The sequence below is a fragment of the Robertkochia sediminum genome (assembly GCF_016786255.1).
GTDB lineage: Bacteria > Bacteroidota > Bacteroidia > Flavobacteriales > Flavobacteriaceae > Robertkochia > Robertkochia sediminum.
Window position 1 is genome coordinate 220933 of sequence record NZ_JADMKT010000074.1, and the last position, 14638, is coordinate 235570.

Here is a 14638-nt window from a genome sequence, read left to right on the forward strand (position 1 = left end):
TGTCTGATTCCTGCATGGTAAAGGTACGAACCCCCGGTAACAATTTACCCCTCTATTTTTCCGCTCATCTAAAATAGATCTACAACCCCCTATTTTTCAATATCTTAAATGAAATTTCTTATACATGCGTAAGATTATTAAACACCCGGTATTCCAGATCTTATGTTTCGGAGTGCTTTTAGGCACAACCCTGCTGTTGATCTATGGTCCACGGCAGCCGGAACTTCAAGATCGGAAGGTCGTTATTGACGATGCCGACCTGGCACATATGGTCGCCGGATGGCAGCGCACCTGGAAGCGCATGCCCACAAGGGAGGAACTTCAGGGGATCATGAATTCCTATGTTCAGGATGAGGTGGTGTACCGGGAGGCCCTGAACCAAGGGATGGACCGGAACAATGCCACCGTAAAACGGGCCCTGATCTCCCAGATGGATATGCTGGCCGAAGGACAGGGAAGTGAACGCGATATCAGTGAAGAAGCTATCAAAGCGTATTACGATCTCCGCAAGGAACAGTTCGTAGCGCCTGCATTGTTAAAATTCCACCAGGTATACCTTAAAGACGAAAAAGACAGCACCGCCATGACTGCCCTGGTTTCAAAGTGGAACCGGGAAGGTTTGTCTCCCGAAGAAGGCTTAAAAAAGGCCTCCCCTTCCCTGCTGCTGCCGCGGATTAACCTGCAAACCACCGATGTTATCGACCGTGAGTTCGGAAATGGTTTCGCAGCCGCCCTTTCAAAACTTCCGGTTCGACAATGGTCGGGCCCGGTACGCTCAGGATTTGGATATCACCTCATCTATCTCGACTCCCTCATTCCTGCAGCGCCTCTACCTCTTGAAAATGTGAAGAACGAGATCGCCAATATGTTGCAGTACGAAGAAAAACAAGCGGCAAAAGAACAATTCTACACAGAACTCCTTCAGCAATATGAAATTATCTACCAGGGTATGGCTAAAGACCTGATCGATGAATAACATTTGGGTGAAAAATATATTCAGATCCCTCCTATGGTGCCTTCTTTTAATGCCCTTAAGCATAAAGGCAGACATCGTTTACCCCGCACGCCTGGAACTCCAGGAGATCCAACCCGGAGTATTCGTAGTGTATTTTGTATTGCCCGTGATCCAGGGGAAAGTACTCAAGGCGGCCCCTGTATTTCCGGAGTTTTGCAGTTACCTGGAAGATCCGAAAGTGACAGGAAATGCCTATGTAAAGGAAATGCGATGGACCCTTCAATGCGACCAAAAGGAACTTTACGGCCAGAGTATTGGGATCAGCGGACTCCTGGGGAGTCAGATCAACATCATCCTGCAGGTGAACACCCTTGAAGGCCGCGAATACAGCACCACCCTGAATCCTGCAGCTGCTTGGTTCGAGATCCCCTATCCCCCTTCCGGATGGGACCTGATCACCAATGGCATCTATAAGGGTATGCGAATCCCGGTGAGCAATTACTTGTTTGCGCTGCTCTTATTTATCCTGATCCTTAAAAAGGACATACCCGCTAAAAAAACCATTCTCCTGCTCTCAACCGGGATCATTGCGGGGCACCTCCTTTCTTATTTTGAATTACTGCGAACTCCGGGGTGGATCTTCGGCCTTTCCGCCCTTTTACTATCCCTCTTGCTTGCAGTAGAAAAATTTGCTCCTGAAAAATGGCTCTTTAAGGAAAGGGCTTTGATCCTCCCCCTGTTGGTATCCACGATATTTCTTGGAGCCCAACATTCAGAACCAAATACCCTTTCGGGGTTCACCTCCGCCGAAACCACACTCCTTATGTTCTGGACATTATCGGGGATTTTACTGGGTGTTGTGCTGTTATTCCTGTTGTTCCGTCAGGGATTAGCACTTTTATCACTCGTCCTGAATAAAGAACTTCACGACTTACGGGAGACATATACCCTCTTAGGAACACTTAGTTTGGGGTTACTTATTTATCACGCTTCCCTCCTTTGGGAAACACCTTCTCTCTTCCCGACCATCCCCTTAGTGCTGTGGACCTTAACCCTGATGATGGTAACCGGAGGGCTCCTGATCAAAAGGGACCAACGAAATTTCAGGTCGTACTATCTTATCATAGCGCTTTTTACAGGTATCATATTGTGTTATATCGGACTCCAAATACCATTTGTTGCAGAATTCACCATGGCCATGAGTGTGCTTTTTTTGATCATACGCTATTTCCCATCGGATAACAGCGGTTGGATCTCAACCATACTCATGATCGTCATTGGCCTGGGCAGCGGACTCTTTCTTGCGCAATACACCGACCGATACCTCTCGTATCCCATCGCGCGATCGGTAGAATTTGCTCTCATCCTGATCTATCTGGCTGCTGTAGTAGTCCCGCTGATGTCGTGGGTATCCCAAAGACAGCAAATAAATACTTCCCGAATTTCCCTCACACAGATACTTACGGTACTTGCCGTGATCATGGTCGGAGCAATCGCTATTCACCGTGCAGGATTCTCCCTGGAGGACCTTCACCTGCAACCACAATTGCAGGCCCCTTTGTTAAGTCTGGGCTTGTTGGTGGCTGCGATCCTGTTTTGGCCCAGGCGAAAAAAGGTGCATAAGGATATGGGGATCGAAAAACAGAAACCGGCGCTGTCGCTTCTCCTTTTAGGGCTGTCACTATGCTGTTTACCCGTCAAGACTGGGATGAACAACCCCTGGTTCAGTACTGCCAATATGGATCAAAAGCAAATTCAGGCCGTGATGCAACAAGTACTGTCGAATACCTATACTGCCTTTAATATTGAAGATGAAGAAGCACTTTATGAGGCTCTCTCTTCTAACGTAGATGAACAACTCCTGGACAATATGTACCTCGATAGCCGTAGACGACTTACCATGGGGTTGCGGGAAGGTTCGGAAGTTACCGTGGAAGAGGTACGGGTGAACCTATTAGGTCATGCTGAAACCCCTTCCGGTGAAAGCGGATTAAGTTATCCGGCTTCCTGGACAGTAACAGCGCGGGTAAAGCACCTGAAGCACATTCACTATCGGCGTAACCGGTATACCGGCACTATAGAAATGAAAACTGATAACGATACATGGAAGATCTCAAAGATCATACTCGACTCCGAAGACCGGGAGGTGATCCCATCGGCCACCCTGTGATTAGCTGCCGCGATATACGGTTCTCCTATTCGGCAGAATTTTCGCTGGAGATCGACCACCTCGATATTGGCAAGGGACAACGGGTAGCGATTACCGGACCCAGTGGCTGCGGGAAGACCACCTTCATAAAATTGATGGCCGGTATTCTCCGTCCCGATACCGGAAAGATCTTTCTCGATGGTCTGGATATAACAAGCTACAGCCATACCGATCTGCAGGACCTGCGCATTGTCAAAACGGGCCTGGTATTCCAGGAATTTGAATTGCTCGATTACCTGAGTGTGATCGACAATGTAACCCTACCCCTTCGCCTCAACCCCATTTTAAAATATGAAAGGAAACATAGTTCACGGGCGCAGGAATTACTGAATTCTGTAGGCCTGGGAAATAAATCCAAACGATACCCGGGGCACTTATCCCAGGGCGAAAGGCAGCGGGTGGCGGTTTGCCGGTCGGTGATCACCTCCCCGGGCATCCTGCTCTACGATGAACCCACGGCCAACCTGGACGCCAAAAACCGCGATGCCATCCTGAAGATCATTTTCGATTATTGCCAAACCCACAGCGCCACCCTGGTCATGGTGACACATGACCGGGAGATCGTCTCGGCCTTTGACCGTCAGATCGACCTGAGCAAATATAGTTTCACCATAAATTCCGGAACAGATGAATCATAGTATCTACCTGGCATGGAATTACCTGAGATATCACTGGGGAAAGACCCTGCTACTGGTATTGGCCATCAGCATGGTAATCTTTATTCCTTTAGCCCTCAACCTGTTTGCCAACCGGGGCTCGGAACGAATGATGTCACGGGCTGTTGCCACCCCACTGCTGGCCGGCAGCAAGGGCAGCGCCACCGACCTGACCCTGAGCTCCCTTTATTTCAGGGAAGCGGGAATTCCGCCCCTCGAATTCCGGGAAGTAAAATTGATCGAACAGGAAGGTCTGGCAACAGCCATTCCCCTCAACCTAGATTACAAGGTAAAGAACCAACCCATTGTGGGCACCTCCAACCGGTATTTTGATTTTCGCAAGCTAGCATTTCATGCAGGCCGCCCTATGGCCGTATTGGGCGAATGTGTTTTAGGTGCCACAGCCTCTGAAGTCCTTGGGGCCGGTGTAGGCGATGCCGTGATCTCCTCTCCTGCCGGAGCTTTTGATGTGGCAGGAAGTTTTCCTTTGAAAATGACCGTAGTGGGTGTTTTAGAGCCAACCCATACCCCAGATGACGAAGGGGTGTTCACCGACATCAAAACCACCTGGGTGATCTCCGGAAAGGCCCATGGCCATGATGATCTTACCACCGTTACCTCCGACAGTTTACTGTTGTCCCGCAGCGACAGCATTGCCATTGCCAGCAAGGCCGTGCTTTCCTATACAGAGATCACCTCGGAAAACATCAATTCCTTCCACTTCCACGGCGACCCGGACAGCTATCCGGTCAACGCGATCATAGCCGTACCAAAGGACAAAAAATCGGAACTCATGCTGCGCGGCAGGTATGAAAATGAAGGCGGTGCGTCGCAGGTCGTGGTACCCGAACTGGTGGTGGAAGAGCTCCTGGAAACTGTGGTCTCCATAAAAGAGATCCTGACCCTGGCAGCAGTATCCATCGGATTGGCTACCCTGGTGATCACCCTGTTGGTGTTCTCCCTTTCCATACGCCTCAGAAAGAAAGAGATACAAACGCTCCGCTATATCGGAGCAGCCAAAGGCAGGATCACTGCCGTACTTTCCCTGGAGATCGTTCTTGTTTTTGCCATAAGCCTGCTGCTCACCCTGACCTACCTGCTTGTGATCAATCTTCTTGGAATTCCTTTACTTGAAAAAATAATTCAGTAATCATTATGAAAAACACGCTTCTACTCTTCACAGCTTTTACCTTGCTTCTTACAGGATGCAAACAAGAGAACAAGGCAGAAGAACCTGCTGCCGTAACTGTCGAAAAACCGATAGTATACACGAGTAACTATCCGCTCTACTATTTTGCAAACCGCATAGGGGGTGATGCCAACGATCTCCGATTCCCCGCTAGAACCCTTTCCGACCCTTCCGGGTGGACGCCGGTAGCCGACACCATTGCAGCCATGCAAAACGCCGACCTCATCCTGATAAACGGCGCCTCCTTTGAGAACTGGATGATGAATGTAAGTTTGCCCGAAGGAAAGGTGGTGAATACCAGTGAATCGTTTAAAGATCAATTCTTATCCAGTGGCAGTACCTTTACCCACAGCCATGGAGATGAAGGCGAGCATGCCCATGAAGGCACGGCCTATACCACCTGGCTTGACCTGGCCCTGGCCGCAAAACAGGCAGAAGCAGTAAAAAATGCATTGGTAGCATTAAAGCCGGAAGAAAAGGCAGTATTCGAAAAAAACTTCGAAGCCCTCCAAAACGATCTGATGACACTCCACCGGGAGATGCAAAACAGCATCCCGGAAGGCAACACCATTACGGTGGCCTTCTCTCACCCCGTATACCAATACCTGGCAACCGCCTATGGGATCAACGGAAAAAGCCTGCACTGGGAACCGGAAACACCTATCGATCACGATATGGAACATGAGATCGAACATTTAATAAAAGACGAAGGGGTTACATGGCTCATTTGGGAAGGTGAGCCTTTACCTGAGAACTTTGAGAAACTCTCCAAAATGGGCGTCCAAAGCGTGGTATTCACCCCCATGGGCGGCAAACCCGGGGATAGCGATTTTCTGAAAGGCATGGAGAAGAATGTTGAGGCATTAAAGGAGATCTACAGAGAAGAATTATAAATGGTGAATTATAAGTTATTGAAGGCACCTTCGCGAGGAAGGGCATAGCCCTCGCAAGGACAGTTCCCTTTTCATAACCTCATAACTTTATAACCCCATAACCAAAAAAAAACGGGCCGAAGCCCGTTTTTTTATTTATTCCGAAGGTGTGTACCATATGGGAGAGCCCCAAGCGCGTTCTATGAGGGTTTTCGGGATCCTCTCGGGAAACTTCACCCCATGCCGGATCTCATCAAACAAATTCCACCGGCCTGTCGGAAGCTGCAAGGCACGTACATAGTAGTATGCGTATTGCGAAGGATCAAAATCGGGATCCGTCCATACGCCCAAAAGTTCCGGGTCTCCTTTTTCAGTATTGAACTCACCGGTTTCAAGGTTCACAGGAGCATCGATTGGGGTTACACTCCCATCTTCCTGCAAGCGGTCTCCGGAAGCCACCACATTATACACCTTATCTTTTAATTCACCATTTTCTACCCAACCCTTAATAATCTGGATACGGTCCAGGTTAGGTCCTATAGGGTCTTTCATCGCCCATACCAGGATCTGCGGCGCCTCGGCTCCCTTATAATCCTGTCCCATAGGCACACCCTTTTGGTAGGCATCAGCGATAATATCTTCATAGGATTCCATCGAGGTATCGAAGCCCTGGCCGGCAAAGGCCCTTACTTTTATACGAGGACCGCTGGTGGCAAAGGTTTCCTTGTTATACATTCCATCCCAGATAGCCTCCCGGGTATTGGATGTAGCCCACACCCCTGTAAGGGCGCCGGGATTCATATCGGCAACCGTCATTTCACCATCCATATCATTTTTAGCGCGGTCTTCCGCAGTTCGGTCCGCCAGTCCATGACCTCCCACCAGCCAATTGTCTTCTTCTACGTTTGAAGGAGAGCCATTATGACTATCCGTTCCCCCTGCAAAACCATATTTAAAGGGGTTGGTCCCCAGATCCATCTGATATTTCATTCCCCTTGTGAGACCATAACGCACAAAATTCCTTTTTTCGAAAACCCTTTCATTAAATTTTTGAATGGAAGGTGCATTTTCAAAATCTGCGAATTCATCCGTTTTCCAGAATTCAGCTACCACTTCAGAATTACCCTTGATCTGCATCATCTCAATAAGAGGTTCCATACTGGCCCTCGTTTCCACATATTCCTTGGTAATGGGGCCACCGCTTAAGGTTTGCTCAGGAAAATCCAACCCCTTACTCTCATTGGGATTATGAGGAATGGCAAATACCTTTTTTCCTTCATTTCGCTGTTCCTGCATCCAGGCCCAAAGATCTTCCGGATCCTTGCTTTCATTAGAAGAGAAGGGAATATCGGGGACAATAGTATCCCGAAAGAATATATTCCTATGGGAGTTTCCCTCATTCGGGGCAGACGACCACTCGTAGGCATGAATCGTCGTGAATTTTCCGGGCTCATAATGCTTTTCAGTAACCTCAAAATTCGATCTCCATGTCGATTTCACGGCCTCCCAGCCTTCCCAAAATTCAGCATGCGGATTGTCACCTCCAGCGAGTACATCTAAAACATACTTCTTATAGAGCCCAAGAGCTTCCTGATAATTAGTGGCATTACGGAATTGCGTTGGAATCTCACCGTCATATCCCTCAGATTCCGGGTTTCTAAGCGTGTAAGCCTCACCCATAAATTCCGAATGATCGGTAACCGCACACCAGTCTAATGGCCTTTTTATCTTATGAACCATTCCATTGATCTCTACTGCTTCTCCTTTTGCAAAGCGGTAGGCTTCATCAGGGCCGATTCTGGTTCCGGCAATAAATGCATCCATGGACACACCTGTATGGAGGTGTTCTTCTCCGAAGTAGGCATCCTTTAGCGGATTTTCCCTTACCTGAGGAGTTGCTAATTCGGAAGAGGCAGACACTTCAGGAATCTGATCATTTTTCTTCTCACTCTTACAGGAAATAAATAACATCAGGGCAATGGTGAAGGTTAGTATACGCGACATTTCTAAACTATTTAAGATGACAGTAAGTGCAATTTACTGATTTTTAAAATGTTATACGCCGAAAACACCCCCACTCCTCTTAGCTCCCATTCCATCAAACTTAGCCTTAAAGCACAACAAATCCACTTCTCCATAATCCTACCTTTCGATAAAGAGGAAAGCTCGGGGCCGTAAGTACTACTTACCTGTCTACCCACCTGCCTAAATACCCACTTCCCCAATTCCCCAATTCCCCACTTCCCTACTTCCCCACTTCCCGCCCCCTTAAAAACCGACCACAATAAACATGTAAGCAGCTCATTTTCAGTACCTTTATATTACTCCATGTCACCTTACCGCACTACTTCGGAATAACTAACCATAAAAACCAGAGATATGAAATCCACTTCTAACCTATGCAGGATGATCTCAACGACATTTGTCCTCTTGATAACACTTCCTGCATTAGCACAGATCCACCCCTCCAAAGAATCCTTATCCAACCTTTATCCAGGCAAAGCCTATTCTCCCTATGCCCAACGCTCTTTCCCTGACAAAGTATTTTGGGGAGATACCCATCTGCATACACGTCTTTCTGCCGATGCGGGACTCTTTGGCAATACCCTTGGATTGGATGAAGCCTACCGTTTTGCCCGCGGAGAAGAGGTGGTCTCCTCGACCAATCAACCTGTGAGACTTTCCAGGCCCCTGGATTGGCTGGTTATCGCTGATCACTCAGATATGATGGGATTTGCGGAAGATCTTGATAAGGGTGCACCAAATATCCTGGCGACGGAACAGGGAAAACGCTGGTACGACGGATTAAAAGCAGGCGGCGAAAAGGCCACAGAGGCCAGCCTCAATCTGATCACTACCTTCGCACAAGGCAATCTGGATCGGGCATTACTGGAGGATTATTCCCCTGGGGCAAGGACCTATAACTCAGTATGGGAACGCGTGGTTAAAACTGCAGAAGAATACAACGATCCCGGTAAATTCACAACGATCATCGGATTTGAGTGGACCTCCCTGGTTAGTGGAAATAATCTTCATAGAAACGTATTACTCAGAGATGGGGCAAACAGAGCGCTACAAGTTGTCCCCATGGTTACACAAGAACCTTTTGGATCAACAGACCCTTTGGAACTCTATAAGTGGCTGGAAAATTATGAAGAAAAAACAGGGGGGTCGGCTCTGGCCCTTGCCCATAATGGGAATCTGTCTAACGGACTCATGTTCCCTGTTGATGCACAATACACCGGCAAAGCCCTCGATGAAACCTATGTCACCCTTCGTAACAAATGGGAACCCCTATACGAATGGACACAGATCAAAGGTGACGGAGAAGCCCACCCTTATCTTTCTCCTGATGATGAATTCGCCGATTATGAGACCTGGGATGCCGGGAACCTGGACCTCTCTGAAGCGAAAACCAATGATATGCTGGCTAAGGAATATGCCCGGGAAGCCCTGAAAAACGGACTGATGCTGGAAAGCAAACTGGGGACTAACCCATACAAGTTCGGGGCTGTGGGATCTACCGATAGCCACACCTCTCTTGTCGCAGTCGAAGAAGACAACTTCTTTGGAAAGGCAGCCAATGCAGAACCCTCAACCGAACGTATGAAACACCCCTTTGCAAAGTCTGAGCTTGGAGTATACGAGGGCTATGAACTGGTGGCCTCCGGTTTTGCCGCCGTATGGGCTACAGAAAACACTAGGGAAGCCCTTTGGGATGCAATGGCACGAAAGGAAACCTATGCCACTACCGGTCCGCGAATTATGGTGCGTTTCTTTGGGGGTTGGGACTATACCGATCAGGACCTCAAAAGCAGGGCTCCGGCCTTCAGGGGATATGAAAAAGGAGTCCCTATGGGTGGTGATCTGAGAGCTGCAGAGGGTAACAAGGCTCCCTCCTTTATGGTTTACGCTCTTAAAGATCCGCTGGGGGCCAACCTCGACCGGATACAGATCATTAAAGGGTGGCTGGATGCCGATGGCAATACCCACGAAAAAGTTTACAATGTGGTATGGTCAGGGGATCGAAAAGCCGATAAAAAAGGAAATATCAAAGCTGTAGGCAATACCGTAGATATTAAAAACGCAACCTGGAGCAATACCATCGGGGCCTCAGAACTGGGGACCGTATGGACCGACCCCGATTTTGACCCTGACCAAAAGGCATTCTATTACGCCAGGGTATTGGAGATCCCGACCCCGAGATGGGTGGTCTATGATGCCTTCAGGTTTGGAATTGATATCCCTAAAGTTGCTGAAACTACCGGACAGGAACGGGCCTATACGAGTCCGATATGGTATACACCCGGGGAGTAGGGAGTAGTGAATCGAGAGTCGAGAGAAGTGAATTGTGAATTGTTAATTGATAATTCTAAAAATACACTGATATGAAAACGCTAATTCAAGTTTTACTGAGCATTGTAGTTACGGGAATATTGGTTTCTTGTAATACTACAGAAAAAAAGAAGGCCGACGATTCTGGCGGGGAACAGACGGAAACTATGGTGGATCAGGAACTGGCCACAACGATCACTGTAACCCAGGAAAATTTCCCAACGGCCTACAGCAATATGCGCATGGGTGTCGTTGTGCAAAACGCGGGAGGAGTTAACGCCTTTATGGAGATGCCAACACCCCCCAGCGATCCGGCAGAACAACCGGTAGTCCGAATGAACAGAGACACCTATTATTCGGCAGCAGTGATCGATGTATCACAAGATGCGCATATCACCATCCCTGAAACCGATAAATACGTTAGTATCCAGATCGTAGATGAAAATCACGAAACCCAACCGATGATCTATGGCCCCGGAAGACACAAGATCACCGCCAAGACCGACCATGCCTTTGTTATCGTAAGGGCACTTGAAGACGAGACCAGGAAAAACCTGCTGGTAGAAGCCGAAAGCAACAAGCCCTTTGAAATGAAAGAATGGGATATGGAGAGTTTTAAAAAACTGGAGGCAGAAGGAAATGCCGTTTTCGTAAAAGGCTATGATCAATCAAAAGCCTTTGGAAGTAAGGAAACCGGGCAGACCACCTATATGAACTTTATTGGTGCTGCCGGCGGCTGGGGAGGCGCCATGGTGGAGGATAATATTTATCAGACCTCCGATTACCTGGATACCGATGGGTGCTACGAAATGACCTTTCCTGACCCTGAGAATAAATACTTCTGGTCTGCCACGGTGTATGATGCCAATGGCTATATGTTCAATGACATTGCCCATATATCGAGTGAGATGGATACAGAGATCAATGAAGACGGAAGTATTACTGTCCGGTTCGGATGCGATAACATGCCCAACAACATCCCGATAAGGGAAGGGAATACCACCGGCAAATTCAATGTGGTCATGCGGCACTATGGGCCGAGCGATAACGTACGCAATAACGTTGAAGGCTACAATGCTACAGAATTGATCAAGAAAGTGAATTAGATATCCAGGAATGCAGGAAACTATATGCAAACCAACCGTCGTCACATAAATAAACAGTTTCTTTTAAAGTGCCTGATCATCGCATTCCTCATGTTTCAGGGGTGCCGTACCGTGGGACCTAAAAAGATCCCGGCAGACCAGTTCGATTTCAATAAGGCGATCAATGAGGCGAGTTCAGAACAGCTTCTATTGAATTTGGTCCGATTGAGGTATAGTGAACAGCCTACCTTTTTAAAGGTAGGTTCTATTGTGAATCAATATACCCGATCGGGATCGGCCAATGTGCTGGGCGGTATTGGCGACGGGATCAACGGCAACACCCTCTCTACAGGAGGAGGTGTTTCCTGGTCCAATACCCCTACGATAACCTATTTGCCGATTAGCGGACAGGAATTTTCGCGCAATCTGCTCACCCCTATCCCACCCTGGTCCTTGCTTGGCTTGATCCAATCGGGGTGGCCCATAGAACTGGTGATGACAACAGCGGTATGGTCGGTAAACGGGGTATTCCTGGAGGTAGCACGCCCCTCCGGAAGAAGAATTGCAGACCCCGAGATCTCTGAACTGATCGACATCTGGCAGTTTCTGGGTGAAAACGGAATGATAGGCCTAAGGAGAGGTATAAAGAATCCGGATATCATCAAATTGTTCTTTCAAAAAACAGAAAATCAGGAGTACCTCGAAAAGATCAGTCGTTTTAAGGACATCATCCATCTCGATGCACATGCAGACTCTTTTAATATAAAGTATGGCCTCATACAGGAAAATGCTACTGAGATCGCCATGATCACTGGTTCGGTATGGGAGATCATGCTCAATCTGTCCTGGTACTTCGAGGTACCCCCGGAACATGTTACAGACGGACGAACTACCCAGGGATTTTCTGCTCAGGACAGTACGGTGGTGGCACCGATCAATGTACTTTACGCAAAAGAGGAGCCGAAGGATGCCATTATAAAAGTATTTACCCAGGATCATTGGTTTTATATTGATAATAACGACCGGAATTCTAAGCGCTATTTTTCTTTTCTCCAGCTCATCCTCAGCCTATCAGAAAATCAATCCCAAGCCCAGGGCCCTGCGCTTACCATCCCTACCAACTAATTAAATCAGATAAAAAAAGAACCCTTACTATAAAACACTGGAATATGAAAACAGCTATTAACCTTTACAGAAACACACTAACCTTGGTATTATTCGTGTTTACCGCTGCGCTTTTTGCCCAGGAAGAGCAACAGCTTTCTGATGCCGATGCGCTGGCAAAACAACTTCAGAACCCGGTAGCCAGCCTGATCAGTGTACCCTTTCAGTTTAACTACGACTTCGGGTATGATCCGCTAAATGGAAATCGTATGTTACTTAATGTCCAACCCGTGGTCCCACTGGGGCTTAATGAAGACTGGAATCTTATTGCCCGGGTCATCCTCCCGGTGATCTGGCAGAACGACGTGGTCAATAACGACAGTCAGTTCGGCATCGGTGATGCAGTGATCAGTGGCTTCTTTTCTCCTAAACAACCTACAGCGGGCGGACTCATCTGGGGGGTAGGTCCAGTAATACTGGCGCCTACAGCATCTCAGAATCTTCTTGGAGGTGAAAAATTTGGTGTTGGTCCCACTGCTGTCGCCCTGCAACAGGCAGGTTCGATCACTTTCGGAGCCTTGGTGAATCACATCTGGTCGGTAGCAGGAGACGAGGACAGGGCAGATATCAACACCACATTTTTCCAGCCTTTTATCGGGAAGAACATTCCCGGAGGTTACGCTATTTCTGTGAATACAGAGATCTCCCAGGATTGGGATAACAGCCTAACCAACGGGACCCTGAATATCGTGGGATCCAAGGTTATCACCCTGGGATCACAAATGGCACAGGTGTTTGCAGGACCGAGATTCCCGTATGGTAATGGGAACCGATCTGATTTTGGAGTACGGTTCGGATTAACACTGTTGTTTCCGAAGTAGAGAATGGTGAGTGGAGAGTAGTGAGTAGGGAGTAGGGAGTAGGGAGTAGGGAGTAGGGAGTAGTGAGTAGTGAGTAGTGAGTAGTGAGTAGTGAGTAGTGAGTAGTGAGTAGTGAGTAGTGAGTTAAAAAAGGAAAAAACCTTTACCTCTTTACTTCTTTACCGTTGTTCGAAAGATTGCCGTGACAGGCCTTTGGCCTTCCTCGCAAAGGCAATATAGATGGTGAGCAGTTAATAGGAAGTTAAAAAGGAAAAAACCTTTACCTCTTTACCTCTTTACCTCTTTACCTCTTTACTTAAAGAATGAATCTACGAACTCAAACTTATTAAAGACTTGAAGATCTTCAATACCTTCCCCTACCCCGATGTATTTTACGGGGATCTTGAATTGGTCTGAGATCCCGATCACCACTCCTCCTTTGGCGGTACCGTCGAGTTTGGTCACGGCCAGAGAAGTTACTTCGGTGGCGTTGGTAAATTGTTTGGCTTGTTCAAAAGCATTTTGACCTGTTGATCCGTCGAGTACGAGCAATACATCATGGGGGGCATCGCCTACCACTTTCTGCATTACACGCTTGACCTTGGTGAGCTCGTTCATCAAATTCACCTTATTGTGAAGACGCCCTGCCGTATCGATGATCACCACATCAGCTTCCTGGGATACGGCAGATTTCAAGGTATCGAAAGCAACCGAAGCAGGATCACTCCCCATACTTTGCTTAACGATAGGAACATCTACACGGTCGGCCCATACCTGAAGCTGATCGATCGCAGCAGCACGGAAGGTATCGGCTGCACCCAGTACGACCTTTTTACCTTGCTTTTTGAATTGGTATGCCAGCTTTCCGATGGTGGTGGTCTTTCCTACTCCATTCACTCCTACGACCATGATCACATAAGGCTTCTTATCTGTCGGAATGGCAAATTCGGTAGCTTCTCCCACGTTGGTTTCAGAAAGCAGGGCTGCGATCTCTTCCCGGAGAATGGTATTGAGCTCATCGGTACCCAGGTATTTATCACGAGCAACGCGTTCTTCGATACGCTCGATCACCTTCAGGGTGGTTTCTACCCCAACATCACTGGTTACCAAAACCTCTTCGAGGTTATCCAACACCTCATCATCGACCTTGGATTTACCGGCAACGGCCTTTCCTAGTTTATTAAAGAAACTGGTCTTAGACTTTTCGAGTCCTTTATCGAGGGTCTCTTTTTTCTCTGATGAAAATATCTTTTTAAAAAAGCTCATATACCGAAAGTATCACTTAACCTTTCCGGCTATCCGGAAATCTTAAAATTTCCACCCCGTAAAACAGGGCGGATTTGCACGTATAAATATAAAAAAACAAAAAGCTA

The 14638-nt window shown here is 47.8% G+C and carries 11 protein-coding genes; 9 read left to right on the top strand and 2 right to left on the bottom strand.

The window, feature by feature from the left end; all coding sequences use genetic code 11:
- Nucleotides 1–124 precede the first annotated feature (124 nt).
- From IS446_RS07885 to IS446_RS07905, 5 genes are read left to right on the top strand one after another with little or no spacing between them, the layout of a single operon-like run.
- The gene (locus IS446_RS07885; protein ID WP_203059529.1) at nucleotides 125–976 is read left to right on the top strand and encodes a peptidyl-prolyl cis-trans isomerase; all 852 of its coding nucleotides are present in this window, start codon (nucleotides 125–127) and stop codon (nucleotides 974–976) included.
- A complete protein-coding gene (locus IS446_RS07890; protein WP_203059531.1) occupies nucleotides 969–3125 on the top strand; it encodes a hypothetical protein in 2157 nt (718 codons plus the stop codon). The genes IS446_RS07885 and IS446_RS07890 overlap by 8 nt, the downstream gene beginning before the upstream one ends.
- Nucleotides 3059–3802 (top strand): ABC transporter ATP-binding protein, encoded by a 744-nt coding sequence (locus IS446_RS07895; RefSeq protein WP_203059533.1) that lies wholly within the window; start codon nucleotides 3059–3061, stop codon nucleotides 3800–3802. The genes IS446_RS07890 and IS446_RS07895 overlap by 67 nt, the downstream gene beginning before the upstream one ends.
- Complete coding sequence (locus IS446_RS07900) at nucleotides 3792–4970, top strand: ABC transporter permease (protein ID WP_203059535.1); 1179 nt, start codon at nucleotides 3792–3794, stop codon at nucleotides 4968–4970. Before IS446_RS07895 ends, IS446_RS07900 begins: the two co-directional genes overlap by 11 nt.
- A gap of 5 nt (nucleotides 4971–4975) precedes the next feature.
- Nucleotides 4976–5902 carry a metal ABC transporter substrate-binding protein gene (locus tag IS446_RS07905; protein WP_203059537.1) on the top strand — a complete coding sequence of 309 codons (927 nt, stop codon included), beginning with the start codon at nucleotides 4976–4978 and terminating at the stop codon, nucleotides 5900–5902.
- Nucleotides 5903–6037: 135 nt separating this feature from the next.
- On the opposite strand, the gene IS446_RS07910 is transcribed toward IS446_RS07905, so the two are convergent.
- Nucleotides 6038–7885 (bottom strand): DUF3604 domain-containing protein, encoded by a 1848-nt coding sequence (locus IS446_RS07910; protein WP_203059539.1) that lies wholly within the window; start codon nucleotides 7883–7885, stop codon nucleotides 6038–6040.
- 375 nt (nucleotides 7886–8260) lie between these two features.
- On the opposite strand from IS446_RS07910, the gene IS446_RS07915 reads away from it, so the two are divergent.
- From IS446_RS07915 to IS446_RS07930, 4 genes are all read left to right on the top strand, one after another.
- Nucleotides 8261–10198 carry a DUF3604 domain-containing protein gene (locus IS446_RS07915; RefSeq protein WP_203059541.1) on the top strand — a complete coding sequence of 646 codons (1938 nt, stop codon included), beginning with the start codon at nucleotides 8261–8263 and terminating at the stop codon, nucleotides 10196–10198.
- 71 nt (nucleotides 10199–10269) lie between these two features.
- Nucleotides 10270–11322 carry a DUF1214 domain-containing protein gene (locus IS446_RS07920; protein ID WP_203059543.1) on the top strand — a complete coding sequence of 351 codons (1053 nt, stop codon included), beginning with the start codon at nucleotides 10270–10272 and terminating at the stop codon, nucleotides 11320–11322.
- 24 nt (nucleotides 11323–11346) lie between these two features.
- Nucleotides 11347–12426, top strand: a complete 1080-nt coding sequence (locus tag IS446_RS07925; protein ID WP_203059545.1) for a hypothetical protein — start codon at nucleotides 11347–11349, stop codon at nucleotides 12424–12426.
- 44 nt (nucleotides 12427–12470) lie between these two features.
- Nucleotides 12471–13286 (top strand): hypothetical protein, encoded by an 816-nt coding sequence (locus tag IS446_RS07930; protein ID WP_203059547.1) that lies wholly within the window; start codon nucleotides 12471–12473, stop codon nucleotides 13284–13286.
- Nucleotides 13287–13577: 291 nt separating this feature from the next.
- Here the strand turns inward: IS446_RS07930 and ftsY are convergent, their stop codons facing one another.
- Entirely contained in the window at nucleotides 13578–14531 is a 954-nt protein-coding gene (ftsY, locus tag IS446_RS07935; protein WP_203059549.1) for a signal recognition particle-docking protein FtsY, read from the bottom strand.
- Nucleotides 14532–14638: the final 107 nt, after the last annotated feature.

Coding starts and splice junctions, on each gene's coding strand:
- IS446_RS07885 (WP_203059529.1), top strand. CDS start 125: ATGCGTAAGATTATTAAACACCCGGTATTCCAGATCTTATGTTTCGGA.
- IS446_RS07890 (WP_203059531.1), top strand. CDS start 969: ATGAATAACATTTGGGTGAAAAATATATTCAGATCCCTCCTATGGTGC.
- IS446_RS07895 (WP_203059533.1), top strand. CDS start 3,059: ATGGAAGATCTCAAAGATCATACTCGACTCCGAAGACCGGGAGGTGAT.
- IS446_RS07900 (WP_203059535.1), top strand. CDS start 3,792: ATGAATCATAGTATCTACCTGGCATGGAATTACCTGAGATATCACTGG.
- IS446_RS07905 (WP_203059537.1), top strand. CDS start 4,976: ATGAAAAACACGCTTCTACTCTTCACAGCTTTTACCTTGCTTCTTACA.
- IS446_RS07910 (WP_203059539.1), bottom strand. CDS start 7,885: ATGTCGCGTATACTAACCTTCACCATTGCCCTGATGTTATTTATTTCC.
- IS446_RS07915 (WP_203059541.1), top strand. CDS start 8,261: ATGAAATCCACTTCTAACCTATGCAGGATGATCTCAACGACATTTGTC.
- IS446_RS07920 (WP_203059543.1), top strand. CDS start 10,270: ATGAAAACGCTAATTCAAGTTTTACTGAGCATTGTAGTTACGGGAATA.
- IS446_RS07925 (WP_203059545.1), top strand. CDS start 11,347: ATGCAAACCAACCGTCGTCACATAAATAAACAGTTTCTTTTAAAGTGC.
- IS446_RS07930 (WP_203059547.1), top strand. CDS start 12,471: ATGAAAACAGCTATTAACCTTTACAGAAACACACTAACCTTGGTATTA.
- ftsY (WP_203059549.1), bottom strand. CDS start 14,531: ATGAGCTTTTTTAAAAAGATATTTTCATCAGAGAAAAAAGAGACCCTC.